The sequence below is a fragment of the Citrobacter sp. SX206 genome (assembly GCF_024181025.1).
Taxonomy (GTDB): Bacteria; Pseudomonadota; Gammaproteobacteria; order Enterobacterales; family Enterobacteriaceae; genus Citrobacter; species Citrobacter youngae.
Genome location: NZ_CP049738.1, coordinates 527,069 through 552,905, shown reverse-complemented (window position 1 = coordinate 552,905; position 25,837 = coordinate 527,069). Strand labels below are relative to the sequence as shown.

General features: G+C 53.4%; 25 protein-coding genes and 2 tRNA genes. 9 read left to right on the top strand and 18 right to left on the bottom strand.

From position 1 onward, the window contains the following. Positions 1-61 precede the first annotated feature (61 nt). Genes G8S19_RS02715 through dolP form a run of 4 tightly spaced genes read left to right on the top strand, consistent with a single transcriptional unit; the run spans position 62 to position 3,676 of the window. Entirely contained in the window at positions 62-2,113 is a 2,052-nt protein-coding gene (locus G8S19_RS02715) for a penicillin-binding protein activator (protein ID WP_253686026.1), read from the top strand. Beyond that, positions 2,071-2,466 carry a YraN family protein gene (locus G8S19_RS02710; RefSeq protein ID WP_124022155.1) on the top strand — a complete coding sequence of 132 codons (396 nt, stop codon included), beginning with the start codon at positions 2,071-2,073 and terminating at the stop codon, positions 2,464-2,466. Before G8S19_RS02715 ends, G8S19_RS02710 begins: the two co-directional genes overlap by 43 nt. Positions 2,467-2,500: 34 nt before the next feature. Beyond that, positions 2,501-3,091, top strand: a complete 591-nt coding sequence (gene diaA / locus G8S19_RS02705) for a DnaA initiator-associating protein DiaA (RefSeq protein ID WP_048213380.1) — start codon at positions 2,501-2,503, stop codon at positions 3,089-3,091. Between the two features lie 9 nt (positions 3,092-3,100). Next, positions 3,101-3,676 carry a division/outer membrane stress-associated lipid-binding lipoprotein gene (gene dolP / locus G8S19_RS02700; protein WP_048213381.1) on the top strand — a complete coding sequence of 192 codons (576 nt, stop codon included), beginning with the start codon at positions 3,101-3,103 and terminating at the stop codon, positions 3,674-3,676. Positions 3,677-3,769: 93 nt separating this feature from the next. On the opposite strand, the gene G8S19_RS02695 is transcribed toward dolP, so the two are convergent. Then, entirely contained in the window at positions 3,770-4,405 is a 636-nt protein-coding gene (locus G8S19_RS02695; protein ID WP_101741900.1) for an NAD(P)H-binding protein, read from the bottom strand. A 37-nt stretch (positions 4,406-4,442) separates the two neighbouring features. Next, a complete protein-coding gene (locus G8S19_RS02690; RefSeq protein WP_048213383.1) occupies positions 4,443-4,871 on the bottom strand; it encodes a YhbP family protein in 429 nt (142 codons plus the stop codon). Positions 4,872-4,914: 43 nt separating this feature from the next. Here G8S19_RS02690 and G8S19_RS02685 point away from each other — a divergent pair, with 43 nt between their 5' ends. Then, complete coding sequence (locus tag G8S19_RS02685; RefSeq protein WP_269149339.1) at positions 4,915-5,223, top strand: GIY-YIG nuclease family protein; 309 nt, start codon at positions 4,915-4,917, stop codon at positions 5,221-5,223. On the opposite strand, the gene G8S19_RS02680 is transcribed toward G8S19_RS02685, so the two are convergent. Together G8S19_RS02680 and G8S19_RS02675 are read right to left on the bottom strand one after the other, a co-directional pair. Continuing rightward, on the bottom strand, positions 5,210-5,713 hold the full coding sequence (locus G8S19_RS02680) for a GNAT family N-acetyltransferase (protein WP_003024966.1): 504 nt from the start codon (positions 5,711-5,713) through the stop codon (positions 5,210-5,212). The genes G8S19_RS02685 and G8S19_RS02680 overlap by 14 nt on opposite strands. Further along, positions 5,707-6,231: an SCP2 domain-containing protein gene (locus G8S19_RS02675; protein WP_061068678.1), complete on the bottom strand. Its 525-nt coding sequence runs from the start codon at positions 6,229-6,231 to the stop codon at positions 5,707-5,709. The genes G8S19_RS02680 and G8S19_RS02675 overlap by 7 nt, the downstream gene beginning before the upstream one ends. Before the next feature lie 220 nt (positions 6,232-6,451). Between G8S19_RS02675 and G8S19_RS02670 the strand changes: the two genes are divergently transcribed. From G8S19_RS02670 to G8S19_RS02660, 3 genes are all read left to right on the top strand, one after another. After that, on the top strand, positions 6,452-7,447 hold the full coding sequence (locus tag G8S19_RS02670; RefSeq protein ID WP_115642792.1) for a peptidase U32 family protein: 996 nt from the start codon (positions 6,452-6,454) through the stop codon (positions 7,445-7,447). Continuing rightward, a complete protein-coding gene (locus G8S19_RS02665) occupies positions 7,438-8,334 on the top strand; it encodes a U32 family peptidase (protein WP_124022159.1) in 897 nt (298 codons plus the stop codon). Before G8S19_RS02670 ends, G8S19_RS02665 begins: the two co-directional genes overlap by 10 nt. A 78-nt stretch (positions 8,335-8,412) precedes the next feature. Then, positions 8,413-9,420 carry an LLM class flavin-dependent oxidoreductase gene (locus G8S19_RS02660; protein ID WP_032938295.1) on the top strand — a complete coding sequence of 336 codons (1,008 nt, stop codon included), beginning with the start codon at positions 8,413-8,415 and terminating at the stop codon, positions 9,418-9,420. An 87-nt stretch (positions 9,421-9,507) separates the two neighbouring features. Here G8S19_RS02660 and mtr read toward each other — a convergent pair whose 3' ends face one another. From mtr to G8S19_RS02600, 12 genes are all read right to left on the bottom strand, one after another. Then, positions 9,508-10,752, bottom strand: coding sequence for a tryptophan permease (gene mtr / locus G8S19_RS02655; RefSeq protein WP_124022160.1), 1,245 nt, complete (start codon positions 10,750-10,752; stop codon positions 9,508-9,510). 145 nt (positions 10,753-10,897) lie between these two features. Beyond that, the gene (gene deaD, locus G8S19_RS02650; RefSeq protein ID WP_124022161.1) at positions 10,898-12,820 is read right to left on the bottom strand and encodes an ATP-dependent RNA helicase DeaD; all 1,923 of its coding nucleotides are present in this window, start codon (positions 12,818-12,820) and stop codon (positions 10,898-10,900) included. Then, a complete protein-coding gene (gene yrbN, locus G8S19_RS02645) occupies positions 12,813-12,893 on the bottom strand; it encodes a protein YrbN (protein WP_010723222.1) in 81 nt (26 codons plus the stop codon). The genes deaD and yrbN overlap by 8 nt, the downstream gene beginning before the upstream one ends. A gap of 106 nt (positions 12,894-12,999) precedes the next feature. Next, positions 13,000-13,884 (bottom strand): lipoprotein NlpI, encoded by an 885-nt coding sequence (nlpI, locus tag G8S19_RS02640; protein ID WP_040234121.1) that lies wholly within the window; start codon positions 13,882-13,884, stop codon positions 13,000-13,002. Between the two features lie 109 nt (positions 13,885-13,993). Continuing rightward, a complete protein-coding gene (gene pnp / locus G8S19_RS02635; RefSeq protein WP_047408353.1) occupies positions 13,994-16,126 on the bottom strand; it encodes a polyribonucleotide nucleotidyltransferase in 2,133 nt (710 codons plus the stop codon). A 246-nt stretch (positions 16,127-16,372) separates the two neighbouring features. Then, the gene (gene rpsO / locus G8S19_RS02630; RefSeq protein ID WP_000059465.1) at positions 16,373-16,642 is read right to left on the bottom strand and encodes a 30S ribosomal protein S15; all 270 of its coding nucleotides are present in this window, start codon (positions 16,640-16,642) and stop codon (positions 16,373-16,375) included. A 273-nt stretch (positions 16,643-16,915) separates the two neighbouring features. Next, complete coding sequence (gene truB, locus G8S19_RS02625) at positions 16,916-17,860, bottom strand: tRNA pseudouridine(55) synthase TruB (protein WP_048213392.1); 945 nt, start codon at positions 17,858-17,860, stop codon at positions 16,916-16,918. Next, on the bottom strand, positions 17,860-18,264 hold the full coding sequence (gene rbfA / locus G8S19_RS02620) for a 30S ribosome-binding factor RbfA (RefSeq protein WP_003024988.1): 405 nt from the start codon (positions 18,262-18,264) through the stop codon (positions 17,860-17,862). Before rbfA ends, truB begins: the two co-directional genes overlap by 1 nt. Before the next feature lie 146 nt (positions 18,265-18,410). Continuing rightward, entirely contained in the window at positions 18,411-21,101 is a 2,691-nt protein-coding gene (infB, locus tag G8S19_RS02615) for a translation initiation factor IF-2 (RefSeq protein ID WP_048213393.1), read from the bottom strand. A gap of 24 nt (positions 21,102-21,125) precedes the next feature. Then, positions 21,126-22,613, bottom strand: a complete 1,488-nt coding sequence (gene nusA / locus G8S19_RS02610; protein WP_043017784.1) for a transcription termination factor NusA — start codon at positions 22,611-22,613, stop codon at positions 21,126-21,128. Between the two features lie 28 nt (positions 22,614-22,641). Further along, a complete protein-coding gene (gene rimP / locus G8S19_RS02605) occupies positions 22,642-23,094 on the bottom strand; it encodes a ribosome maturation factor RimP (protein WP_003024996.1) in 453 nt (150 codons plus the stop codon). Positions 23,095-23,301: 207 nt separating this feature from the next. Next, positions 23,302-23,378: transfer RNA gene (locus G8S19_RS02600), tRNA-Met, on the bottom strand. 334 nt (positions 23,379-23,712) lie between these two features. On the opposite strand from G8S19_RS02600, the gene argG reads away from it, so the two are divergent. Next, positions 23,713-25,056 (top strand): argininosuccinate synthase, encoded by a 1,344-nt coding sequence (argG, locus tag G8S19_RS02595; RefSeq protein ID WP_005131837.1) that lies wholly within the window; start codon positions 23,713-23,715, stop codon positions 25,054-25,056. A gap of 189 nt (positions 25,057-25,245) precedes the next feature. Here the strand turns inward: argG and G8S19_RS02590 are convergent. Together G8S19_RS02590 and secG are read right to left on the bottom strand one after the other, a co-directional pair. Then, a tRNA-Leu gene (locus tag G8S19_RS02590) sits at positions 25,246-25,332 on the bottom strand. Between the two features lie 9 nt (positions 25,333-25,341). Further along, positions 25,342-25,674, bottom strand: coding sequence for a preprotein translocase subunit SecG (gene secG / locus G8S19_RS02585; RefSeq protein WP_006687886.1), 333 nt, complete (start codon positions 25,672-25,674; stop codon positions 25,342-25,344). Between the last annotated feature and the right edge of the window lie 163 nt (positions 25,675-25,837).

The following is a 25,837-nucleotide window of genomic DNA, read 5'->3' as shown; positions in this document are numbered from 1 at the left end:
TGTCGTCCGTATTGCCGATTTAATATTGAGCATTGAGTAAAAAAATATCACTGGATACAGTATGGTACCCTCAACATTTTCTCGTTTGAAAGCCGCGCGCGCGCTGCCAGTCATTCTGGCTGCACTGATTTTCGCAGGCTGTGGCACCCAGGCGCCAGACCAGAGTGCAGCCCATATGCAGGGCACTGCGCAGGCTGATTCCGGCTTTTATCTGCAACAAATGCAGCAAAGCTCAGATGATAGCAAGACCAACTGGCAATTACTCGCCATTCGTGCACTGCTGAAAGAAGGCAAGAGCCAGCAGGCTATCGAGCTGTTCAACCAGCTACCGCAGAAACTCAGCGATACTCAGCGTCGTGAGCAGTCGCTGCTGGCCGTCGAGATCAAGCTCGCGCAGAAAGATATCGCTGGCGCTCAGGCCCTGCTGGATAAACTCACTCCTGCCGATTTCGATCAAAACCAGCAGGCCAGATACTGGCAGGCGCAAATCGACGTCAACCAGGGGCGCCCATCACTGACGCTACTGCGCGCCCTGATCGCCCAGGAACCGCTGCTGCCCGCGAATGCTAAGCAGAAAAACATCGATGCCACATGGCAGGCGCTGTCATCCATGACCCAGGAACAAGCGCAGGCGCTGGTCATCAATGCGGATGAAAACGTGCTGCAAGGCTGGCTGGATCTCCAGCGCGTCTGGTTCGATAACCGTAACGATCCGGACATGATGAAAGCCGGTATTGCTGACTGGCAGAAACGTTATCCGCAAAACCCGGGCGCAAAAATGCTGCCAACGCAGTTGGTTAACGTGCAGAGCTTTAAGCCCGCCTCCACCAGCAAAATTGCGCTGCTGCTGCCGCTGAACGGTCAGGCCGCTGTATTTGGCCGGACTATTCAGCAAGGCTTTGAAGCGGCGAAAAATATGGGTACTCAACCCGTATCGGCCCCTGCTGTAGCTGCGCCTGCTGTGGATACAACTGCTGCGACGACCACGGAACAGCCGCAAACGACTGACGGTGTTGCCAGCCCTTCTCAGGCGTCAGTAAGCGATCTGACCAACGAGACGCCAGCTCAGCCAGAAACACCTGCTGCGCAGCCCGCAGCATCCGCTCAGCCAACCACCGCCAGCGCACCGGCGAATCCGTCTGCAGAGCTGAAAATCTACGACACGTCGTCACAGCCGCTGAATCAGATCCTGACTCAGGTTCAGCAGGATGGCGCCAGCATCGTGGTTGGTCCGCTGTTGAAAAACAATGTTGAAGAGCTGATGAAAAGCAACACGCCATTAAATGTGCTGGCGCTTAATCAGCCGGAGTCGGTGAAAAACCTGCCGAACGTCTGCTACTTCGCTTTGTCGCCAGAAGATGAAGCGCGCGATGCCGCACGCCACATCCGTGAACAAGGAAAACAAGCACCACTGCTGTTGATCCCGCGGAGTTCGTTAGGCGATCGCGTTGCCAATGCCTTTGCTCAGGAATGGCAAAAACTGGGCGGCGGCATGGTGCTGCAGCAGAAGTTCGGCTCCACCGCCGAGCTGAAAATGGGCGTCAACGGCGGTTCGGGAATTTCCCTGACTGGCAGCCCGGTGGCCTCCTCTGTACCTGCGCAACCTGGCGTGACGATTGGCGGTCTGACGATACCGGCTGCGCCTACAGATGCGCAGATAACCGGCGGCAGCGGTCGTGTTGATGCCGTGTATATTCTGGCGACGCCGGAAGAAATTGCCTTTATTAAGCCGATGATCGCTATGCGCAACGGCAGCCAGAGCGGAGCGACGCTGTACGCCAGCTCCCGTAGCGCGCAGGGAACTGCTGGCCCGGATTTCCGTCTGGAGATGGAAGGCTTGCAGTACAGCGAAATACCGATGCTGGCAGGTGCTAACGCTACTCTCATGCAGCAGGCGCTTGGCGCGGTTCGTAACGACTACTCACTGGCACGTATGTATGCGATGGGCGTCGATGCCTGGTCACTTGCCAACCACTTCTCGCAAATGCGTCAGGTACAGGGTTTCGAAATTAACGGCAACACCGGGGCCTTAACCGCAACGCCGGATTGTGTGATTAACAGGAAGTTATCATGGCTCAAATACCAGCAAGGACAAGTCGTCCCCGCCAGCTAACGAGTAAACAGACCGGTGACGCGTGGGAATCCACCGCGCGTGACTGGCTGCAAAGCAAGGGACTGCATTTTATCGCCGCTAACGTGCGTGAGCGTAGCGGCGAAATCGACCTGATAATGCGTGAAGGCAACACCACCGTCTTTGTTGAGGTTCGCTATCGGCGCTCGGCCCAGTTTGGCGGCGCAGCGGCGAGTGTGACCCGGAGCAAACAACACAAATTATTACAGACCGCCCGCTTGTGGCTTGCGCGCCACAATGGGAGTTTTGATACTGTGGATTGCCGGTTCGATGTGTTAGCCTTCACCGGAAATGATGTTGAGTGGTTTAAGGACGCGTTCAACGACCGCTCATAGTTGAAGATTCAGAGCCTGGTTCTTAAGGATTAGCGTGTTAGATAGAATTAAAGTCTGCTTTACAGAAAGCATTCAAACTCAGATAGCTGCGGCTGAAGCACTTCCGGATGCGATCTCCCGTGCCGCCATGACGCTGGTTCAGTCCCTGCTCAATGGCAACAAAATTCTCTGTTGTGGTAATGGGACGTCCGCTGCCAACGCACAGCATTTTGCTGCCAGCATGATCAATCGTTTTGAAACAGAACGCCCAAGTTTACCTGCGATTGCACTAAACACTGATAATGTGGTCTTAACTGCGATTGCCAACGATCGCCTGCACGACGAAGTTTATGCAAAACAAGTCCGTGCGCTGGGACATGCAGGAGATGTTCTGCTGGCAATCTCTACGCGTGGTAATAGCCGCGATATCGTAAAAGCCGTTGAAGCAGCCGTTACGCGCGACATGACGATCGTTGCGTTGACCGGTTATGACGGAGGGGAGCTGGCCGGGTTGTTGGGGCCACAGGATGTTGAAATCCGCATCCCGTCACACCACAGCGCCCGCATTCAGGAAATGCATATGCTGACGGTCAATTGCCTTTGCGATCTCATTGATAACACGCTTTTCCCTCACCAGGATGATTAAGGAGTACACATGAAGGCATTTTCGCCGCTCGCCGTCGTTCTCTCAGCATTGCTGTTGCAAGGCTGTGTCGCTGCTGCCGTTGTCGGAACTGCTGCTGTCGGCACCAAAGCCGCGACGGATCCTCGCAGTGTCGGCACCCAGGTAGATGATGGGACCCTGGAATTACGCGTCAATACGGCGTTGTCGAAAGATGCCCAGATCAAGAAAGAAGCGCGAATCAACGTGAGCGCATATCAGGGTAAAGTGCTGCTGGTCGGTCAGTCGCCGAATAGCGAACTGTCTGCACGAGCAAAACAGATTGCGATGGGCGTAGAAGGTACGACTGAGGTCTTTAATGAGATCCGTCAGGGCCAGCCAATCGGTCTGGGCGATGCGTCCAACGATACCTGGATAACCACCAAAGTACGTTCCCAGTTACTGACCAGCGATCAGGTGAAATCCTCTAACGTGAAAGTCACGACCGAGAATGGAGAAGTGTTCCTGTTAGGTCTGGTGACCGAACGCGAAGCGAAGGCAGCGGCAGACATCGCCAGCCGGGTAAGCGGCGTGAAACGCGTCACGACGGCCTTTACGTTTATTAAGTAATACTGATGCCGGATAGCGACGCATGGGCGTCTTATCCGGCCTACAGGACGTTATCGTTTGTAGGTCGGATAAGCGTCAGCGCCATCCGACATTTTATTTAGCCCTTTCGCGTAACTCGGAAGAGGTCAGGATCGAAACCCCTTCATGCCCAGGCGCCAGCGCTTCTGCCAACATTGCCCGCGCAACATCGCGCGCTTCAATCGACTTCCAGTTACCCGGCAGCAGCCTGAACAACGGTGCTAAAAACATCTCATTCGCCCGCTGTTTGTCCCTATCACCCAGTAGCATTGAAGGCCGGGCAATCGTCAGCCGGGGCCAATTCTGCGCGATCAGCGCCTGCTCCATTTCACCTTTCACCCGGTTATAAAAAAACGGTGAATTGGCATTAGCGCCCATCGAACTCACCACCAGCATATGCTGTGCCCCCAGCCGACACCCCGTCAGAGCTGTATCCACTACCAGCGTATAGTCAGCGTGGATAAATGCTTCTTTGCTGCCCGCTTCACGTCGGGTCGTTCCCAGACAACAAAAGACAATATCGACCGGATCGGTAACCTGCGCCAGAGCATCGGTTAGCTGCGGATCGTGGGGATTATAGATGCCAACCGTATCAGCCAGCGGTCGACGCGTCGGCGCCGTAATGGCATTGATCCGGGGTTCATTCAGTAGCATCCGTAATAAATGTCCACCCACCAGACCCGTTGCACCGGTTATTAATACCTGGCTCATCGTTTATTTTCCCCTGACGCTTCAATCACTCTTTTAACTATAGATCACGTAGCCAGTGCATCTTTTTACCGAAGCCCAGCGTGTTGTCAGTGAATTTGACTTCATCCAGTCGAATCTCCCACACGGGCGCTGGCAACATTCTGGCGATGGGGAAACGGCGGTTGTAGGCGTTACGCGCGGTTTCACTCTCCTGCCCTTCAAGACGGCGAATTTCCCCCTTAAACTGCACGCCACGAATCAGGGCGACCGTTTTGGGCTGACCATTTACCGTGCCGGCAATCGGTGCACACGGTCCCGACATCTGCGCATGGCGCGTTTTATCTTCGGTCAGCACATAGAATGCCATCTTCTGCGCATCAAACAGGTAAAACGCATTAGCGCACCACAATTCACCTTCATGGTGTACACACCAGGTCACGACGTGCTGTTTTGCCAGCCAGCGAGACACCGCAGTCAGTGTTTCCATTTCTGTTCTCTTTTATACTGTAGGCCTGAAAATTATCACGTCGATGGTGACAATGACACCCTGGTATCTGTACCTGATCCGTACCGCTGACAACGCCTTATACACCGGAATAACCACCGATGTGCAGCGCCGCTATAAGCAGCATCAAAGTGGGAAAGGCGCGAAGGCGCTACGTGGAAAGGGGGAACTCACGTTGGCATTTGCGGCGCAGGTTGGCGACCGTTCGCTGGCCCTGCGCATAGAGTATCGCGTCAAACAGCTCACAAAGCGTCAGAAAGAGCGCCTTGTAGAAGGCGAAGGGCTTGAGGCTCTACTGAGCAGCCTGCAAGCCCCGCATGTTAAAAACGATTGAAGTGGTCGTGGTATTCCACCAGGCCCGTCACGCCCTCCAGCGCATCATCCGCCAGGCGATGAACCTGGAACGCGCTTTCGGTGCCCGGCCAGCGACAACGCAGGTCATGATGCGCTGCCAGCTCAAAGCCAAAGCGGCTGTACAGTGCCGGATCGCCCAGCGTAACCACCGCGGCGTAGCCAAACTCGTTCAGGGAATCGAGTCCTTCATAGACCAGTTGACGCGCCAGGCCCTGTCCCCGGTAGTTTTCATCCACCGCGAGCGGCGCCATGCCGACCCATTGCAGATCTTCACCCTGCACATCGACAGGGCTGAACGCGACGTAACCCACTACCTGACCTTCATCATCGGTAGCAACCAAACCCAGCGTTAAGAAACCATCTTCACGCAGGTCGTGGACTAATTTTGCTTCCGCATCGCTCTCAAATGAACGGCGCAGCAATGCATCAATACCAGGGGCATCAATGGGAATCTCAACTCGAATCAGCATGGCTCACCTACCGAGGTCTGTTTGGTTTCTGGCGACGTTTTCATACCCGCCTCAACAAAATCCGCCAACTGCAGCAGCATGACACGTAACGCTTTCGGCATCTGCTCCAGTTCGATGGCGTCCATCAGATTTTTAACATACAGCCCTAATTCTGTATCACCTTCAATCACCAGGCGACGCTGGAAGAAAAGCGTATCCGGATCCTGTTTACGCGCCGCGATCATCAGCAGATCGCTGGCATCGGCGCTAAAACTGACATCCGCATCTGCATTCTGGCTGACGATCAGTTTATCGTTCTGAACAGAGGTATACCATTTAAGGCCGATGTCACGCACATGAATGCTCAGCCAGCGACCGTCGAGAAACTCCAGCTCCCCATCGGCCAGCGCCTGACTAAACTGCCAGCTCAGGACCTGCTCCAGAACCTGGCGCTTCAGCGCAAAGGGCGTCAGTTTAACCGGTACACTCATCAGAGAAGGACCTAAATGTACTAAGCGTGAACGCAGTTTATCCAACACGAGCTTTACTCCCTGTTTCAATAGTCCTGCTATTTTGCCATATCAAATAAACGACATAGCGGCATAAATCAACAATTCGCTACGAAATTGTTACCTCTTTATTGGTGTCACCAATACGACTTTAACTGCCTCAAATCAAAAATTGTCTCAGCAAGGTTAACTAAAATCCCTCTTCGTTAACATTTCTGCGCCCGACATGGCGCAACGTTCAGGATAAATTATGGAGCTGCTCTGCCCTGCCGGAAACCTCCCGGCGCTTAAGGCGGCCATCGAGAACGGCGCTGATGCTGTCTACATCGGGCTGAAAGATGATACCAACGCCCGTCATTTCGCCGGCCTTAATTTTACCGAGAAAAAATTGCAGGAAGCGGTGAGTTTCGTTCATCAGCACCGCCGTAAGCTGCACATTGCGATTAACACCTTTGCCCATCCGGATGGGTATGTACGCTGGCAGCGTGCCGTTGATATGGCAGCGCAACTGGGGGCGGATGCGCTGATCCTCGCCGACCTCGCCATGCTTGAGTATGCCGCAGAGCGCTATCCCCATATTGAGCGCCATGTCTCCGTTCAGGCATCTGCGACTAACGAAGAGGCAATTAATTTCTACCATCGCAACTTTGACGTTGCGCGGGTCGTACTGCCACGCGTGCTGTCGATTCATCAGGTGAAGCAATTAGCCCGCGTAACCCCAGTTCCGTTAGAAGTGTTTGCCTTCGGCAGTCTGTGCATTATGGCAGAAGGTCGTTGCTACTTATCTTCTTATCTGACAGGCGAATCGCCAAACACCGTGGGTGCCTGCTCCCCTGCTCGCTTTGTGCGCTGGCAACAGACCCCGCAAGGGCTGGAATCCCGCCTAAACGAAGTTCTGATCGATCGCTATCAGGATGGAGAAAACGCCGGTTATCCGACGTTATGCAAAGGCCGCTATCTGGTTGATGGCGAACGCTATCATGCACTGGAAGAGCCTACCAGTCTGAACACGCTGGAACTGCTGCCCGACTTACTGGCCGCCAATATTGCTTCGGTCAAAATCGAGGGACGTCAGCGCAGCCCGGCTTATGTCAGCCAGGTGGCGAAAGTGTGGCGTCAGGCGATCGACCGCTGTATGGCCGACCCGCAAAACTACGCCCCGCAGGACGCGTGGATGGAAACGCTCGGTTCAATGTCCGAAGGCACGCAGACCACGCTTGGCGCGTATCACCGTAAATGGCAGTGAGAGAAGCAATGAAATATTCCTTAGGGCCGGTGCTGTGGTACTGGCCGAAAGAAACGCTGGAAGATTTTTATCAGCAGGCCGCCGTAAGCCAGGCCGACGTTATCTATCTTGGCGAAGCGGTATGCAGTAAACGTCGCGCCACCAAAGTGGGCGACTGGCTGGATATGGCGAAATCACTCGCGGGCAGCGGTAAACAGGTGGTGCTGTCGACGCTGGCGCTGGTGCAAGCTTCCTCTGAGCTGGGAGAACTGAAGCGCTATGTTGAAAATGGCGACTTCCTGCTGGAAGCCAGCGATCTCGGCGTGGTAAACATGTGCGCCGAGCGTAAGCTGCCGTTTGTCGCCGGGCATGCGCTCAACTGCTACAACGCGGTAACCCTGCGTTTACTGCTCAAGCAGGGCATGGTGCGCTGGTGTATGCCGGTAGAGTTGTCCCGCGACTGGCTGGTAAACCTGCTCAACCAGTGTGATGAGCTGGGTATTCGCAATCAGTTTGAAGTAGAGGTGCTGAGCTACGGGCATCTGCCGCTGGCATACTCCGCCCGCTGCTTTACCGCACGCTCTGAAGATCGTCCCAAAGACGAATGTGAAACCTGCTGCATCAAATACCCGAACGGACGCGATGTGCTGTCGCAGGAGAATCAGCAGGTCTTTGTCCTCAACGGGATCCAGACCATGAGCGGCTATGTCTACAACCTCGGCAACGAGCTGACATCGATGCAGGGTCTGGTTGATATTGTGCGTCTGTCCCCTTCAGGCACTGAAACATTCGCCATGCTCGACGCCTTCCGCGCCAATGAAAATGGCACGGCCCCATTACCTCTTGCCGCCCACAGTGACTGCAATGGCTACTGGAAGCGACTGGCTGGTCTGGAGCTGCGGGCGTAAAAAAGCTCACTTTGTTAACAACGGTAATCAAATTTTAATGCAGTATTAAAAGATTAACCGGTAACAAAGTGAGCCGTTATGACTGACAAAACTATTCCGTTCTCGGTGCTGGATCTGGCACCGATCCCTGAAGGTTCTTCGGCAAAAGAGGCCTTCACACACTCGCTTGATCTCGCCCGACTGGCCGAAAAGCGCGGCTACCACCGCTACTGGCTGGCAGAACATCACAACATGGTCGGTATCGCCAGCGCGGCAACTTCAGTGCTGATTGGCTATCTGGCTGCCAATACCACCACACTGCATCTCGGTTCCGGTGGCGTTATGCTGCCTAATCATTCGCCGCTGGTGATCGCCGAGCAGTTCGGTACCCTGAATACGCTGTATCCGGGACGCATCGATCTTGGGCTTGGCCGCGCGCCGGGGAGCGATCAGCCAACGATGCGTGCGCTGCGCCGCCACATGAGCGGTGATATCGATAACTTCCCACGCGACGTAGCTGAACTGGTGGACTGGTTCGACGCCCGCGATCCTAACCCTCATGTGCGCCCGGTTCCCGGCTACGGCGAGCAGATCCCGGTCTGGTTATTGGGCTCCAGCCTGTACAGCGCACAGTTGGCAGCCCAGCTCGGCCTGCCGTTTGCCTTCGCCTCACACTTTGCTCCGGATATGCTGCATCAGGCGCTGCATCTGTATCGCACCCAGTTCAAACCCTCAGCGCGGCTGGCAAAGCCGTATGCGATGGTGTGCATCAACATCATTGCCGCTGACAGCAATCGCGACGCCGAGTTTCTTTTCACCTCGATGCAGCAGGCGTTTGTGAAACTGCGTCGTGGCGAAACCGGCCAGCTACCACCGCCGGTAGAGAATATGCATCAGCTGTGGTCCGCTTCTGAACAGTACGGCGTACAACAGGCGCTGAGCATGTCGCTGGTTGGTGATAAGGCAAAAGTGCGTCACGGTCTTGATGCCATTTTGCGTGAAACCCAGGCCGATGAAATTATGGTTAACGGCCAGATTTTTGATCATCAGGCACGTCTTCATTCGTTTGATTTGGCGATGGATGTGAAGCAGGAATTGTTGGGGTAGCGCGGTTTGTGCCGGATGGCGGCTACGCCTTATCCGGCTTACACGGTACTGTAGGCCCGGTAAGCGCAGCGCCACCGGGCAACGGTTTTACTGGTATACAGGCAACAAATTAACGCTCGACAGAATATGGATAATCGCGTTGCCGATACCAAATACCAGGATCAGCGCAATCATCGGTTTGCCGCCCCAGACGCGGAATTTCGGGCTACCGAAACGCTCGCGGGATTTACGGGCCAGCAGCGCCGGAACAATGGCAGCCCAGATGGTTGCCGCGAGTCCTGCATAGCCAATGGCGTACAGGAAACCGTTCGGCCACAGCAATCCACCCACAATTGGCGGCACAAACGTCAGCAATGCCGTTTTAAAACGCCCCATTGCCGAGTCATCAAAGCCAAACAGATCCGCCAGATAGTCAAACAGACCGAGCGTGACGCCGAGGAATGAACTCGCCACCGCAAAGTTAGAGAACACCACTAACAGTAGATCCAGGCTGCGGCTGTTCAGTACGCCGCTCAGCGCCTGTACCAGCACATCAATGTTACCGCCCTGCTGCGCAATACCGATAAACTCCGGACGTGGAATATTCCCCATCGTTCCCAGTAACCATACGGTATACAGCACCAGCGCCAGCAGCGTGCCATACACCAGACACTTCACAATGGTTTTCGGATCTTTACCGTAGTACTTCATCAGGCTCGGGACGTTACCGTGGTAGCCGAACGACGCCAGGCAAAACGGCAGCGTCATCAGCAGGTACGGCGTATAAGAAGCATTGCTTTCCGCCACGTTAAACAACGTTGTGGGCTGAACGTGTCCCAATAAACTGCCGAAGGTCAGGAAAAAGGTAATTACCTTCGCACCCAGCACAATCGCCGTCATGCGGCTAACCGCTTTGGTGCTTAACCACACCACAAATGCCACCAACAGCGCAAAGCCAAGACCCGCCGCGCGCGCCGGAACATTCAGCGACATCTCCGAGAAGGTGTGATGCAGAATCGACCCGCTCGCTGAGATATACGCGTAGGTCAGAATATAGAGAACGAAAGCAATCGAGATGCCGTTCACCACGTTCCAGCCTTTGCCCAGCAGATCTTTCGTGATGGTGTCAAAGCTGGAACCAATGCGGTAATTGAGGTTAGCTTCAAGGATCATCAGCCCGGAGTGCAGCATGCAGAACCAGGTGAAGATCAGCGCTGCCATTGACCAGAAAAACCACGCCCCGGACATGACCACTGGCAGAGAAAACATCCCCGCGCCAATAATGGTGCCGCCGATAATCACCACGCCGCCGAGCAACGAAGGTGATGTTTGGGTGGTGGTTAGTGTTGCCATTTAGCCATCTCTCCAGTCATTTATATTGTGACTACATCTCAATGTGCTGCACTGTACCAGTACACGAGTACAAATGAAATAAAAAAAGCCCCGATTGTTGAGATCGGGGCTGTATATATTACTTTACGCTTTTATACCGTGAGGCTTATGCGTCACCGCCGAAACGACGACGACCAGCGGAGTCATCACGACGCGGAGCAGAAGAATCGTCACGACGCGGACCACGGTTGCCTTCACGACGTTCGCCGCTGAAACGACGACCATCGCCACGACCGCCTTCACGACGCTCACCGCTGAAACCACGACCTTCGCCACGACCACCTTCACGACGCTCGCCGCTGAAACGGCCACCGCCACGACGTTCACCACCGGTGTGTGGAACGGCATCGCCAACCAGCTGCATATTCATCGGCTTGTTCAGGATGCGAGTACGGGTAAAGTGCTGCAGCACGTCGCCCGGCATACCTTTCGGCAGCTCGATGGTGGAGTGGGAAGCAAACAGCTTGATGTTACCGATATAACGGCTGCTGATATCACCTTCGTTAGCAATAGCACCAACGATATGACGGACTTCAACACCGTCATCACGGCCCACTTCAATGCGGTACAGCTGCATATCGCCAACGTCACGACGTTCACGACGCGGGCGATCTTCACCACCACGGTCATTACGCGGGCCACGATCGTTGCGGTCACGCGGACCACGATCGTCACGGTCGCGGAATTCGCGTTTCGGACGCATCGGCGCATCTGGCGGCAGGATCAGCGGACGTTCGCCCTGAGCCATTTTCAGCAGTGCGGCTGCCAGCGTTTCGATATCCAGCTCTTCTTCCGGCTGCATTTTCGCCAGCAGAGCACGGTACTGATCCAGATCGCTGCTTTCCAGCTGCTGCTGTACTTTAGCGGCGAATTTTTCCAGACGGCGTTTGCCCAGCAGTTCTGCGTTCGGCAGTTCTACTTCCGGAATCGTCAGCTTCATGGTGCGTTCGATGTTACGCAGCAGACGACGCTCACGGTTCTCAACGAACAGCAGCGCACGGCCAGCACGACCCGCACGACCAGTACGGCCGATACGGTGAACGTAAGACTCGGAATCCATCGGGATGTCGTAGTTAACAACCAGGCTGATACGCTCAACGTCCAGGCCACGGGCCGCAACGTCGGTTGCAATCAGAATATCCAGGCGGCCATCTTTCAAACGTTCCAGAGTCTGCTCACGCAGGGACTGGTTCATGTCGCCGTTCAGTGCAGCGCTGCTATAACCGCTACGTTCCAGCGCTTCTGCCACTTCCAGGGTCGCATTTTTGGTACGAACGAAGATAATCGCCGCATCAAAATCTTCTGCTTCCAGGAAACGCACCAGCGCTTCATTTTTACGCATGCCCCATACAGTCCAGTAGCTCTGGCTGATGTCAGGACGCGTGGTAACGCTGGACTGAATGCGTACTTCCTGCGGCTCTTTCATAAAGCGGCGGGTAATACGACGAATCGCTTCCGGCATAGTCGCCGAGAACAGAGCGGTCTGATGACCTTCCGGGATCTGCGCCATGATGGTTTCAACGTCTTCGATGAAGCCCATACGCAGCATTTCGTCTGCTTCGTCCAGTACCAGACCGCTCAGTTTAGAGAGATCCAGAGTCCCGCGCTTCAGGTGATCCAGCAGACGGCCCGGCGTACCGACGACGATCTGTGGTCCCTGACGCAGGGCACGTAATTGCACGTCATAACGCTGGCCGCCGTACAGGGCAACCACGTTCACGCCGCGCATGTGTTTAGAGAAATCCGTCATGGCTTCTGCAACCTGAACCGCCAGTTCGCGGGTCGGTGCCAGCACCAGAATCTGAGGTGCCTTCAGCTCAGGATCAAGATTGTTAAGCAGCGGTAAAGAGAACGCTGCAGTTTTGCCGCTACCTGTCTGGGCCATACCCAGAACATCGCGACCGCCCAGCAGATGCGGAATGCACTCTGCCTGGATTGGAGATGGTTTTTCGTAACCCAGATCGTTAAGGGCTTCAAGGATAGGAGCCTTCAGGCCCAGATCTGCAAAAGTGGTTTCGAATTCAGCCATGTAGTACGTGTGCCTCAAAATTAATGGCGGCCAGTCTACATAACTCATCATGAAATTGATCTGCAATTTTCATTGAAAAGTGTGAACCGGCTCAAAGTAGGTGTATTAACGAACAACAACGCCCTCACCCGTGAAGGTGATGGCAATCAAAAAAGATTACGGGCTGATGTGTACGTCAGCTATTGCTGGTCCGATTCTGCCAGGTCATCTTGGTCCTGGCCCAGGAGCGATAATTCCAACAATGCGTATCGGTGCTCAACAAAGTTATGAACGTTGTTAGCCACCGCCAGTTTGAACAATGCCGTAGCGTTGTCCAAATCCCCCAGACTTAGGTAGTACTTACCTAAATAGAAGTTGGTTTCACTGAGATGCTCAGCGAGCGAGGTGTTATCCGTTGCGTCCGCCTTCAGGCGTTCCATCAGCGTTGCTTCGCTAATGTTGCCCAGGTAGAACTCGACAATGTTCCATCCCCATTGCTCTTTATCCGATTTCTCAAAGCGTTGCTTTAACGCTTCTTTAGCCTGCTTCTCATCGAGCTTCTGCTCGGCGAGATAAAGCCACAGACTACGGAAAGGATCATTGGGATCGTCTTGATAAAACGCTAGCAGATCATCTTGCGCTAACTTGTCGCGACCGCCGTAATACAATGCGATACCGCGATTTAAGTGCGCGTAGTTGTAAGTTGGATCAAGCTCAAGTACAGAATCAAACGCTTCATAGGCAGCATCAAAATTGCCTGCCTGCGTTAAATATATACCTAAGTAATTGAATACTTCAGGCATATCTGGTCGGATTGCCAGCGCTTGTGAAAAATCATTTCGCGCCAGTGCCCTCAGACCGAGACTATCATACAACACTCCGCGCTCATATAAAAGCTGTGCGCGTTCGTCATCGGTTAAAGCCCGACTGGCAAGAATTTGTTCCATACGTGCCAGAATCACTTCCTGCTGCAAAGTCGGTTGCAATGGTACTGCGAGGACTTCACTCTTACGCCAGGTGGAATTACTGCATCCAGCCAGCGTGAGTGCTGTCGCAACGAAACACCAGCGCAAAAAAGGCTTCATTTCCCACTCCCGAAGACAACGATTGAATGAACGTCCAGGTTCCCCGGTTGCTAACAAGGCATCCTGCCGGGTTAAAGGCCCTCCGCTCTCATGGAGGGCAATGGCAACCTTACTCGCCCTGGCTTGCCGGAGCTTCCGGTTCGCCTGCAGGCTGAGACTGCTCAGTTGCTTCTTTAATGCTCAGACGTACACGGCCCTGGCGATCAACTTCCAGAACTTTGACCGGTACTTCCTGACCCATCTGCAGGTAATCGGTCACTTTCTCAACGCGCTTATCAGCGATCTGAGAGATGTGTACCAGGCCTTCTTTACCGCCACCGATGGCAACGAATGCGCCAAAGTCAACGATACGGGTCACTTTACCATTGTAGATACGGCCTACTTCGATCTCTGCGGTGATCTCTTCGATACGACGGATAGCATATTTCGCTTTTTCGCCGTCGGTCGCAGCAATCTTCACGGTACCATCATCTTCGATTTCAATGGTGGTGCCGGTTTCTTCGGTCAGAGCACGGATAACAGAACCGCCTTTACCGATAACGTCTTTGATCTTGTCCGGGCTGATCTTGATGGTGTGGATACGCGGAGCAAATTCAGAGATATCGCCACGCGGTGCGTTGATCGCTTGTTCCATCACACCCAGGATGTGCAGACGCGCACCTTTAGCCTGGTTCAGAGCAACCTGCATGATTTCTTTGGTGATACCTTCAATTTTGATATCCATCTGCAGTGCAGAGATACCGTCGCGGGAACCCGCCACTTTGAAGTCCATATCGCCCAGGTGGTCTTCGTCGCCCAGGATGTCAGACAGAACAACATAGTTGTCGCCTTCTTTCACCAGCCCCATCGCGATACCCGCAACGGCGGCTTTAATTGGCACGCCTGCGTCCATCAGCGCCAGGGAAGCGCCACATACGGAAGCCATAGAAGAAGAACCGTTAGATTCGGTGATTTCAGAAACCACACGCACGGTGTACGGGAATTTATCCAGTTCCGGCATCACTGCCAGTACGCCACGTTTCGCCAGACGACCGTGACCAATCTCACGACGCTTCGGAGAACCGACCATACCGGTTTCACCTACGCAGTACGGAGGGAAGTTGTAGTGGAACAGGAAGTTGTCAGTACGCTCGCCCATCAGTTCGTCGAGGTTCTGTGCATCACGAGTGGTGCCCAGGGTCGCAGTAACCAGCGCCTGAGTTTCGCCACGGGTGAACAGTGCGGAACCGTGGGTACGCGGCAGAACGCCAGTACGCACATCCAGACCACGGATCATATCTTTTTCACGGCCATCGATGCGCGGCTCGCCTGCCAGTACGCGGCTACGAACAACATTTTTCTCGATAGCGTGCAGGATTTCACCCAGTTCGTTAGCGTCCAGGGTTTCGTCTTCAGCCACCAGAGTCGCGATGGTTTCAGATTTGATTACGTCAACCTGAGCATAACGCTCTTGTTTGTCAGTGATGCGGTAAGCATCGCTCAGGCGAGCTTCTGCCAGTGCGGCAACGCGTGCGTTCAGCGCTTCGTTGACGGCTTCTGGCTGCCAGTCCCAACGCGGTTTGCCAGCTTCTTTCGCCAGCTCGTTGATAGCCTGAATCACGACCTGCTGCTGTTCGTGACCGAACACCACAGCGCCCAGCATCTGGTCTTCGCTCAGCAGTTCAGCTTCGGATTCAACCATCAGTACGGCAGCTTCTGTACCCGCAACAACCAGGTCCAGCTTGCTTTCTTTCAGTTCGTCCTGAGTCGGGTTCAGTACGTACTGGTCATTAATGTAACCAACACGTGCAGCACCGATCGGGCCGTTGAATGGAATACCAGACAGCGTCAGCGCAGCAGATGCACCAATCATTGCCACGATGTCCGGGTTAACCTGCGGGTTAACGGAAACAACGGTCGCGATAACCTGAACTTCGTTAACGAAGCCTTCCGGGAACAGCGGGCGAACCGGGCGGTCAATCAGACGCGCGATCAGGGTTTCGCCTTCGCTCGGACGGCCTTCACGACGGAAGAAGCTACCCGGGATACGGCCAGCAGCGTAGGTACGCTCCTGATAGTTAACGGTCAGCGGGAAAAAGTCCTGGCCTGGTTTCGCTTTTTTCTGGCCAACAACGGTAACGAATACCGCGGTGTCATCCATGCTAACCATAACAGCGGCAGTCGCCTGACGCGCCATCATGCCGGTTTCCAGCGTAACGGTATGCTGACCGTACTGGAATTTACGAACGATCGGATTAAGCAAAATAATATCCTTTCTCTATTTTTTTGACGGCACATTTTGCGCCATCGTTAATACCCGATCTTCTGCGCATCCTCGCGACTAATGACAACCCTAACCCATAAGCATGAGTAAAGCCTCTCATTAGCCGCGCGAACCTCTGCAACGGAAGATCATTCATAGCAACAATACATTAGTTTCCAGCGAATTGCTGCCATCTGCTGGAAAAAAGGGGCCATGAAGGCCCCCTCTTTCTGAAACTCGAAAGAATTAGCGACGCAGACCCAGACGCTCGATCAGCGCGGTGTAACGTGCAACATCTTTACGTTTCAGGTAGTCGAGCAGTTTACGACGCTGAGAAACCATGCGCAGCAGACCACGACGGCTGTGGTGATCTTTTTTGTGCTCTGCAAAGTGGCCCTGCAGGTGGTTAATCTGTGCAGTCAACAGAGCAACCTGAACATCGGTAGAACCGGTGTCGTTTGCATCACGACCAAACTCAGAAACGATTTTAGCGGTAGCTTCAGTACTTAGAGACATTTTAAAACTCCAAAGTGTTAAGAATGAAAGGATGCCGATCTCTAATTCAGCTATCCCAGTGTATACACTTCATCCTTCAAGCTGACTCTGCGTTGGCTGCGTCCGCTCACCTCAGTCACTTACCTGAGTAAGCTCCTGAGGATTCTCAGACTTGCCGCCTTGATGCAGCTTGAATGATTTTGTGTATACGCCACGCAGATTGTTAAACAATTCACGCGACGTTAAGCGGCAGTATTCTACTCGCAGCGCCCTTTTATCGCAAGACAGAGAGCGCTATGCAGGATACTCAACCACCAGGCGACGGGGGGCGACACGACCTTCATCGTCCATCTCCCCCATGCCGATAAACTTGCCTTCATCACCTTCCGTCACGCGCACCAGTCCTTCCAGCGGCGCACCTGACGTCCGTACCGGATTACCATTTTTAAAGTAAACCGACGATGTTAAAGGTAAATTAACTACCGGATAGTCTGATGCCGGACTGTCCATTGGCATCAGCAAAGGATCAAGCAACTGCGCCGCCGGAATATTTTGCTGTTCTGCCTGCTCAACCAGTTCACGCAGATGCTCCAGCGTGACCATACGATCCACCGGATACTTGCTGACCGTCAGACGACGCAGATACGTTACGTGCGCGCCGCAGCCCAGCTTCTCACCGAGATCGTCAACGATGGTGCGAATATAGGTGCCTTTGGAGCAGTGAACTTCCAGCTCCAGCTCGTTACCTTCGTGGCGAATAAACAGCAGCTCATAGACGGTAATCGGGCGCGCTTCACGCGGCACTTCAATGCCCTGACGCGCATATTCGTACAGCTTCTTACCCTGATACTTCAGCGCCGAATACATTGACGGGATCTGCTCGATATCGCCGCGGAAAGTCTCCAGCGCGCTTGCAAGCTGCTCAGCGGTGAAGGTTACCGGACGTTCCTGCACGATTTGCCCATCAGCATCCGAGGTGTCAGTACGCTGGCCCAGACGGGCAACCACACGATAGCGTTTATCAGAATCCAGCAAATACTGTGAAAACTTCGTCGCTTCACCGAGGCAAATCGGCAGCATGCCTGTCGCCAGCGGATCCAGCGCGCCGGTATGTCCCGCGCGGTTGGCATTGTAGATGCGCTTTACTTTTTGCAGTACGTCATTGCTGGACATGCCTTGCGGTTTGTCCAGCAGCAGAACACCGTGAATGTCGCGACCACGACGACGAGGACGACTCATCAGTCCTCCTTGCTGTCGTCCGCTGGGTTCACACGACGCTCATCGTCATGTTTCACCACGCTGGTCACCAGGTTGGACATGCGCATCCCTTCGACCAACGAGTTGTCGTAGAAGAAGGTCAGTTCCGGCACGATACGCAGACGCATGGCTTTACCCAGCAGAGAGCGGATAAAACCAGAAGCTTCCTGCAGCGCCTTAATACCATTTTTAACGGCAGCTTCGTCCTGGTCGTTCAGGAACGTCACGAATACTTTGGCATACGCCAGATCACGGGACATCTCAACACCAGACACGGTAGTCATCATGCCCACGCGTGGGTCTTTGATTTCGCGCTGCAGGATGAGTGCGATTTCTTTCTGCATCTCCTGCGCGACGCGCTGCGGGCGACCAAATTCTTTCGCCATAATAAATTCTCCAGAATAAAGACAAAAAAGGGGCAATAAGCCCCTTTTTAAATTTCTTGCCGGGTGGCGCTTCGCTTACCCGGCCTACGCTTAATCATCTTCTCAGGATTTTGGGCTGCAAGTTGCGGCCCAAAAGACGACGAAGATTATGCGATGGTACGTTTGATCTCAATGATCTCGAACACTTCGATCATATCGCCAACGCGAACGTCGTTGTAGTTCTTAACGCCGATACCACATTCCATGCCGTTACGGACTTCGTTGACATCATCTTTGAAGCGGCGCAGGGATTCCAGCTCACCTTCATAGATAACCACGTTGTCGCGCAGTACGCGGATTGGGTTGTGACGTTTAATCGTACCTTCGGTAACCATACAGCCTGCGATAGCGCCGAATTTCGGTGATTTGAACACATCACGCACTTCAGCCAGACCAATGATCTGCTGTTTCAGCTCCGGAGACAGCATGCCGCTCATCGCTGCTTTCACTTCGTCGATCAGATGATAGATGACGGAGTAGTAACGCAGATCCAGGCTTTCAGATTCGATAACTTTACGTGCAGATGCATCAGCACGGACGTTGAAGCCAACCAGAATCGCGTTGGATGCCGCTGCCAGAGTCGCGTCGGTTTCGGTGATACCACCTACGCCAGAACCAATGATCTTCACTTTGACTTCGTCGGTAGACAGTTTCAGTAAAGAGTCAGAAATCGCTTCGACAGAACCCTGCACGTCGGCTTTCAGGACGATGTTCACTTCGTGAACTTCACCATCAGTCATGTTAGCGAACATGTTTTCAAGTTTAGATTTCTGCTGACGAGCCAGTTTAACTTCACGGAATTTGCCCTGACGATACAGTGCAACTTCACGGGCTTTCTTCTCGTCACGAACGACAGTAACTTCGTCACCTGCAGCCGGAACACCGGACAGACCGAGGATTTCCACCGGAATGGATGGACCTGCTTCCAGGACTTCCTGACCCAATTCGTTACGCATCGCACGAACGCGACCGTATTCGAAGCCACAGAGTACGATGTCGCCTTTGTGCAGCGTACCTTCACGCACCAGTACGGTAGCAACCGGACCACGACCTTTATCCAGGAAGGATTCGATAACCGCACCGCTCGCCATACCTTTACGCACAGCTTTCAGTTCCAGTACTTCGGCCTGCAGCAGGATAGCGTCCAGCAGCTCATCGATACCGGTACCCGCTTTCGCAGAAACGTGAACGAATTGGCTCTCGCCGCCCCACTCTTCCGGCATGATGCCGTACTGGGACAGTTCGTTTTTAACGCGATCAGGATCCGCTTCTGGTTTATCGATCTTGTTGACTGCAACCACTACCGGCACACCTGCCGCTTTCGCGTGCTGGATTGCTTCGATAGTCTGCGGCATCACGCCGTCGTCTGCTGCAACAACCAGAACAACGATATCCGTTGCCTGAGCACCACGAGCACGCATGGAGGTAAACGCGGCGTGACCCGGGGTATCCAGGAAGGTGATCATACCGTTGTCAGTTTCAACGTGGTACGCACCGATGTGCTGAGTAATGCCGCCTGCTTCGCCAGAGGCCACTTTCGTGGAACGAATGTAGTCCAGCAGAGACGTTTTACCATGGTCAACGTGACCCATGATGGTGACTACCGGTGCGCGCGGTTCAGCCGCAGCGCCGGTATCACGGTCGCTCATTACCGCTTCTTCCAGCTCGTTTTCACGACGCAGGATAACTTTGTGGCCCATCTCTTCGGCAACCAGCTGTGCGGTTTCCTGGTCGATGACCTGGTTAATGGTCGCCATTGCGCCCAGTTTCATCATCGCTTTGATGACCTGAGAGCCTTTAACTGCCATTTTGTTCGCCAGATCGCCAACGGTGATGGTTTCACCGATCACAACGTCACGGTTAACGGCCTGAGCTGGCTTCTGGAAGCCCTGCTGCAGAGCGGAACCTTTACGCTGCTTACCGCCTTTACCACCGCGAACCGCGGCACGCGCTTCTTCACGGTCAGCTTTAGATTCAGCGTGTTTGTTGCCTTTCTTCGCCGGACGCGCTGCTTTCGTGCTGCGAGTACGACCACGGCCGCCTTCGACTTCACGATCGTTCTCGTCTTCAGCCTGGCGAGCGTGCTGGGAAGTGGTGACGTGATAATCGCTGGTATCTTCAACAGGTTCAGCGTTATTCACACCATTTTTCTCATTTTCTTCCGCCATACGGCGAGCTTCTTCCGCTACGCGGCGCGCTTCTTCTTCAAGCTTGCGACGTGCTTCTTCTTCCGCTTTACGCTTCAGTTCAGCGGCTTCATTTTCACGGCGGGCTTTTTCGGCCTGGGCGGTTTTAGTCATATCGTCGGTCTGTTGATTGCTCACTTTGTCTTTTTCCGCAGCTTCACGTTTCGCTTTATCAGCGGCTTCACGCTTAGCTTGTTCTGCGGCCTCACGTTCGGCTTTTTGTTGCGCCTCGCGTTTGGCAGCTTCTTCTGCCTCACGACGGGCTTGCTCTTCCGCTTCACGCTGCGCCTGCTCTTCCGCGGCAAGGCGTTCAGCCTCTTGCGGATCGCGTTTCACAAAGGTGCGTGTCTTGCGGACTTCGATTTGTACCGATTTACTTTTCCCACCGGTACCTGGAATATTGAGAGTACTGCGCGTTTTACGCTGCAATGTCAACTTATCCGGCGCTGAGCCGTTTTCACGGTTCAGGTGCGCCAGTAAGGTTTGTTTCTCTTGTGCGGATACAGAGTCGTCAGCAGACTTCGGGATACCTGCATCAGCAAATTGCTGTACCAGGCGATCCACGGAGGTCTGTATCTCTGCAGCCAGTGTTTTTACGGTTACATCTGTCATACTGTTCCTTCCTGCTACAGTTTATTACGCTTCGTCGCCGAACCAGCAAATATTACGGGCAGCCATAATCAGCTCACCGGCTTTTTCGTCGGTCAACCCTTCGATATCAGCCAGATCATCAATGCCCTGTTCAGCGAGATCTTCCAGCGTACAAACACCACGGGCAGCCAGTTTGAAGGCCATCTCACGATCCAATCCTTCCAGATTCAGCAGATCGTCAGCCGGTTTGTTATCACCGAGGCTTTCTTCCTGGGCCAGTGCCAGAGTGGTCAGTGCGTTTTTAGCACGCTCGCGCAGCGCTTCAACGGTCTGTTCATCCAGGCCGTCGATTTCCAGCAGCTCTTTCATTGGCACGTAGGCCAGTTCTTCCAGCGTCGCAAAACCTTCTTCCACCAGAACGGTCGCGAAATCTTCATCGATATCGAGATATTTGGTGAAGGTGTCAATGGCTGCATGTGCTTCTGCCTGATGCTTCGCCTGCAGGTCATCAACGGTCATCACGTTGAGTTCCCAACCGCTCAGTTGTGAAGCCAGGCGGACGTTCTGACCATTACGTCCAATCGCCTGCGCCAGGTTACCGGCTTCAACCGCGATATCCATGGTGTGTTTGTCTTCATCCACCACGATAGAAGCGACGTCTGCTGGCGCCATTGCGTTAATCACGAATTGCGCCGGGTTATCATCCCACAGGACGATATCAATACGCTCGCCGCCCAGTTCGGTAGAAACCGCCTGAACGCGCGCACCGCGCATACCAACACACGCGCCGACCGGATCAATACGCTTGTCGTTGGTCTTAACGGCGATTTTCGCACGCGATCCTGGATCGCGAGCAGCCGCTTTAATTTCGATCACTTCTTCGCCAATTTCTGGCACTTCAATGCGGAACAGTTCAACCAGCATTTCCGGTTTGGAACGAGTTACGAACAGTTGCGCACCGCGCGCTTCCGGGCGTACAGAGTACAGAACGCCACGAATACGGTCACCTGGGCGGAAGTTTTCACGCGGGAGCATGTCTTCACGCAGGATCACGGCTTCAGCATTGCTGCCCAGATCCAGAGAAATGTTGTCGCGGTTTACTTTCTTCACCACGCCAGTAACGATTTCGCCTTCGTGCTCGCGGAACTGATCAACAACCATTGCACGTTCAGCTTCACGTACTTTCTGTACAATAACCTGTTTCGCGGTCTGGGTAGTGATACGGTCAAAGGTGACAGATTCAATCTGATCTTCAACATATTCGCCCACGTTCAGACTTTCGTCTTCGAAGCGTGCCGCTTCCAGCGTAATTTCTTTGGTCGGCTGAGTAACTTCTTCTACGATTACCCAACGACGGAAGGTATCGAAATCACCGCTTTTACGATCGATTTCTACGCGAACGTCGATCTCTTGCTCATATTTTTTCTTTGTTGCTGTAGCCAGCGCACTTTCCAGCGCTTCAAAAATTTTCTCGCGTGGCAGCGCTTTTTCGTTGGATACGGCTTCAACAACAGCCAAAATTTCTTTGTTCATCGCGGGCTTTTCACCTCAATCCAGACTGTTAAAAGTGGGGAACCAGGTTCGCCTTCTGGATATTACTCAGCGCGAACACTTCATCTTTGCCTTCGACTGTGACCGTGATCATCTCACCGTCCACCGCTTTGATAACGCCCTGCCATTTACGACGGTTTTGTACCGCCATACGAAGAACCAGCGTGACTTCTTCACCCAGGAAACGCACGTAGTGTTCAGCTGTGAACAGAGGACGGTCGAGACCCGGAGAGGAGACTTCCAGGTTATAGGCAACGGTGATTGGGTCTTCGACATCCATCACGGCGCTTACCTGATGGCTCACATCAGCACAATCATCAACATTGATGCCATCTTCACTATCAATATAGATGCGCAGTGTGGATGTGCGACCGCGAATAAATTCGATGCCGACCAGTTCGTAGCCCAGGGCTTCAACCGGCGCTGTAATCATCTCTGTTAATTTTTGCTCTAATGTGGACAAGCCCACCCCCAAGACATAAAAAAAGGGCCTAAAGCCCAGTTATTCTGTAGTCAGATAACAAAAAACCCCGATAAATCGGGGCTTTAGATAACTGAACCCTATAACCGCACCTGCGGTTCGGAAAACCTTCCGAAAGAATTTTTTTCAAATCCAGCTACGAAGGCCTAAGTCTTCACAGTATATTTGAAAAAGAACTCTAAGGGAAAGTGGTTGCGGGGGCCGGATTTGAACCGACGACCTTCGGGTTATGAGCCCGACGAGCTACCAGGCTGCTCCACCCCGCGCCTGAAACGTGGCAAATTTTACGCGTTTTGGGTAAAAAATGCAAATACTGCTGGGATTTGGTACCGAGGACGGGACGTAAAATCTGCGCACAGTATATTGATTCACTATGCGTTATGTCAACCTTGTTACGACTATGCAAATCAATGAATGCTGGCCCGTGGATGTTCAGCAAGATAAATATGCCATCCACGCCGTTATTTAACGAAATTATCACTAAACTCTTCCTGTCACCCAGAAAAGATGATTAAATGAAAACTCATTTATTTTGCATAAAAATGCAATTAGTATAATAAGCCGACCTCTTCACCAGTCTATCAAGCAGGGTTTTATTTTATGACGACGATTCTCAAGCATCTCCCGGTAGGTCAACGTATTGGTATCGCTTTTTCCGGCGGCCTGGACACCAGTGCAGCACTGCTGTGGATGCGACAAAAAGGGGCTGTCCCATATGCATATACTGCGAATTTGGGCCAGCCGGATGAGGATGACTATGACGCCATCCCTCGCCGTGCAATGGAATATGGTGCTGAGAATGCTCGCCTGGTAGATTGCCGTAAGCAGCTGGTTGCCGAAGGGATCGCTGCCATTCAGTGCGGTGCATTCCACAACACCACCGGCGGACTGACCTATTTCAATACCACCCCGCTGGGTCGTGCAGTCACCGGCACCATGCTGGTTGCTGCCATGAAAGAAGATGGCGTAAATATCTGGGGTGACGGTAGCACCTATAAAGGGAACGATATTGAACGTTTCTATCGTTACGGCCTGCTGACCAACGCCGAACTGCAGATTTACAAACCATGGCTGGATACCGACTTCATCGACGAACTCGGCGGTCGCCATGAGATGTCCGAATTTATGATTGCCTGTGGTTTCGACTACAAGATGTCTGTCGAAAAAGCGTATTCCACCGACTCCAATATGCTCGGCGCGACCCACGAAGCTAAAGACCTCGAGTTCCTGAACTCCAGCGTCAAAATCGTCAACCCGATTATGGGCGTGAAGTTCTGGGATGAGAGCGTGAAGATCCCGGCAGAAGAAGTGACCGTGCGTTTTGAACAAGGCCATCCGGTTGCCCTGAACGGTAAGACCTTCAGCGACGACGTTGAGATGATGCTGGAAGCCAACCGTATCGGCGGCCGTCATGGTCTGGGTATGAGCGACCAGATTGAAAACCGTATCATTGAAGCAAAAAGCCGCGGTATCTATGAAGCCCCGGGGATGGCACTGCTGCACATCGCCTACGAGCGTCTGCTGACCGGTATTCACAACGAAGACACCATTGAGCAGTATCACGCACATGGTCGCCAGTTGGGTCGTCTGCTGTATCAGGGCCGCTGGTTCGACTCTCAGGCGCTGATGCTGCGTGATGGTCTGCAGCGTTGGGTTGCCAGCCAGATCACCGGTGAAGTCACGCTGGAACTGCGTCGCGGTAACGACTATTCAATCCTCAACACCGTGTCTGACAACCTGACCTACAAGCCAGAACGTCTGACCATGGAGAAAGGTGATTCGGTATTCTCGCCAGACGATCGTATCGGTCAGTTGACTATGCGTAATCTGGATATCACCGATACCCGCGAGAAGCTGTTTGGCTACGCGCAGTCTGGCCTGCTCACCGCCTCTTCCGCAACCGGCCTGCCGCAGGTTGAGAATCTGGAAAACAAGGCGAAATAATCATTCATCGTCTTAAGGCCGCGAAAGCGGCCTTTTTTATACGCGGAATATGAGAGATGTAGGCCTGATAAGGCGTTTACGCCGCCATCCGACATTATTACAACGCCTGATGGCGCTACGCTTATCAGGCCTACAGCCACAAATGACAGACGAAAAAAAAGACGCTTTTCAGCGTCTTTTTTCGGAATTTGGTACCGAGGATGGGACTCGAACCCACAAGCCCGTTAGGGCACTACCACCTCAAGGTAGCGTGTCTACCAATTCCACCACCTCGGTACAGAATACTTAGTGCGGGATATCGCTGGTCGGCTGAGCCGGAGCAGCTGGCTGAGTTTGCTCGGTTTTCGCCGGTGCGCTCAGATTTTCCCACTCACTCCCTTTATTGGTCTTATTGCTGTTCATGTTACCCAGCACCAGACTGATAATGAAGAACAGAGTTCCTAACACAGCTGTCATACGGGTCATGAAGTTGCCAGAACCACTTGAACCAAACAGTGTACCAGAAGCGCCTGCGCCAAAAGAGGCTCCCATATCAGCGCCTTTGCCTTGCTGCAGCATGATCAAGCCTACCAGGCCAATTGCCACAATAAGGAAAACTACTAAAAGAGCTTCGTGCATAATCAACCTGTTCCTTGCGGAGTTGCCGCGTACAATGCTTCGACCATTAAAGCGGGAATATTTACTGTTTCCCACTGAAGCGGGTGTGAATACTAACCAAAGCGAATAACCTTCGCAAGGGCAATTTGTTAGCATTGTATCAAGTGCGGAAAAAATCGCCACA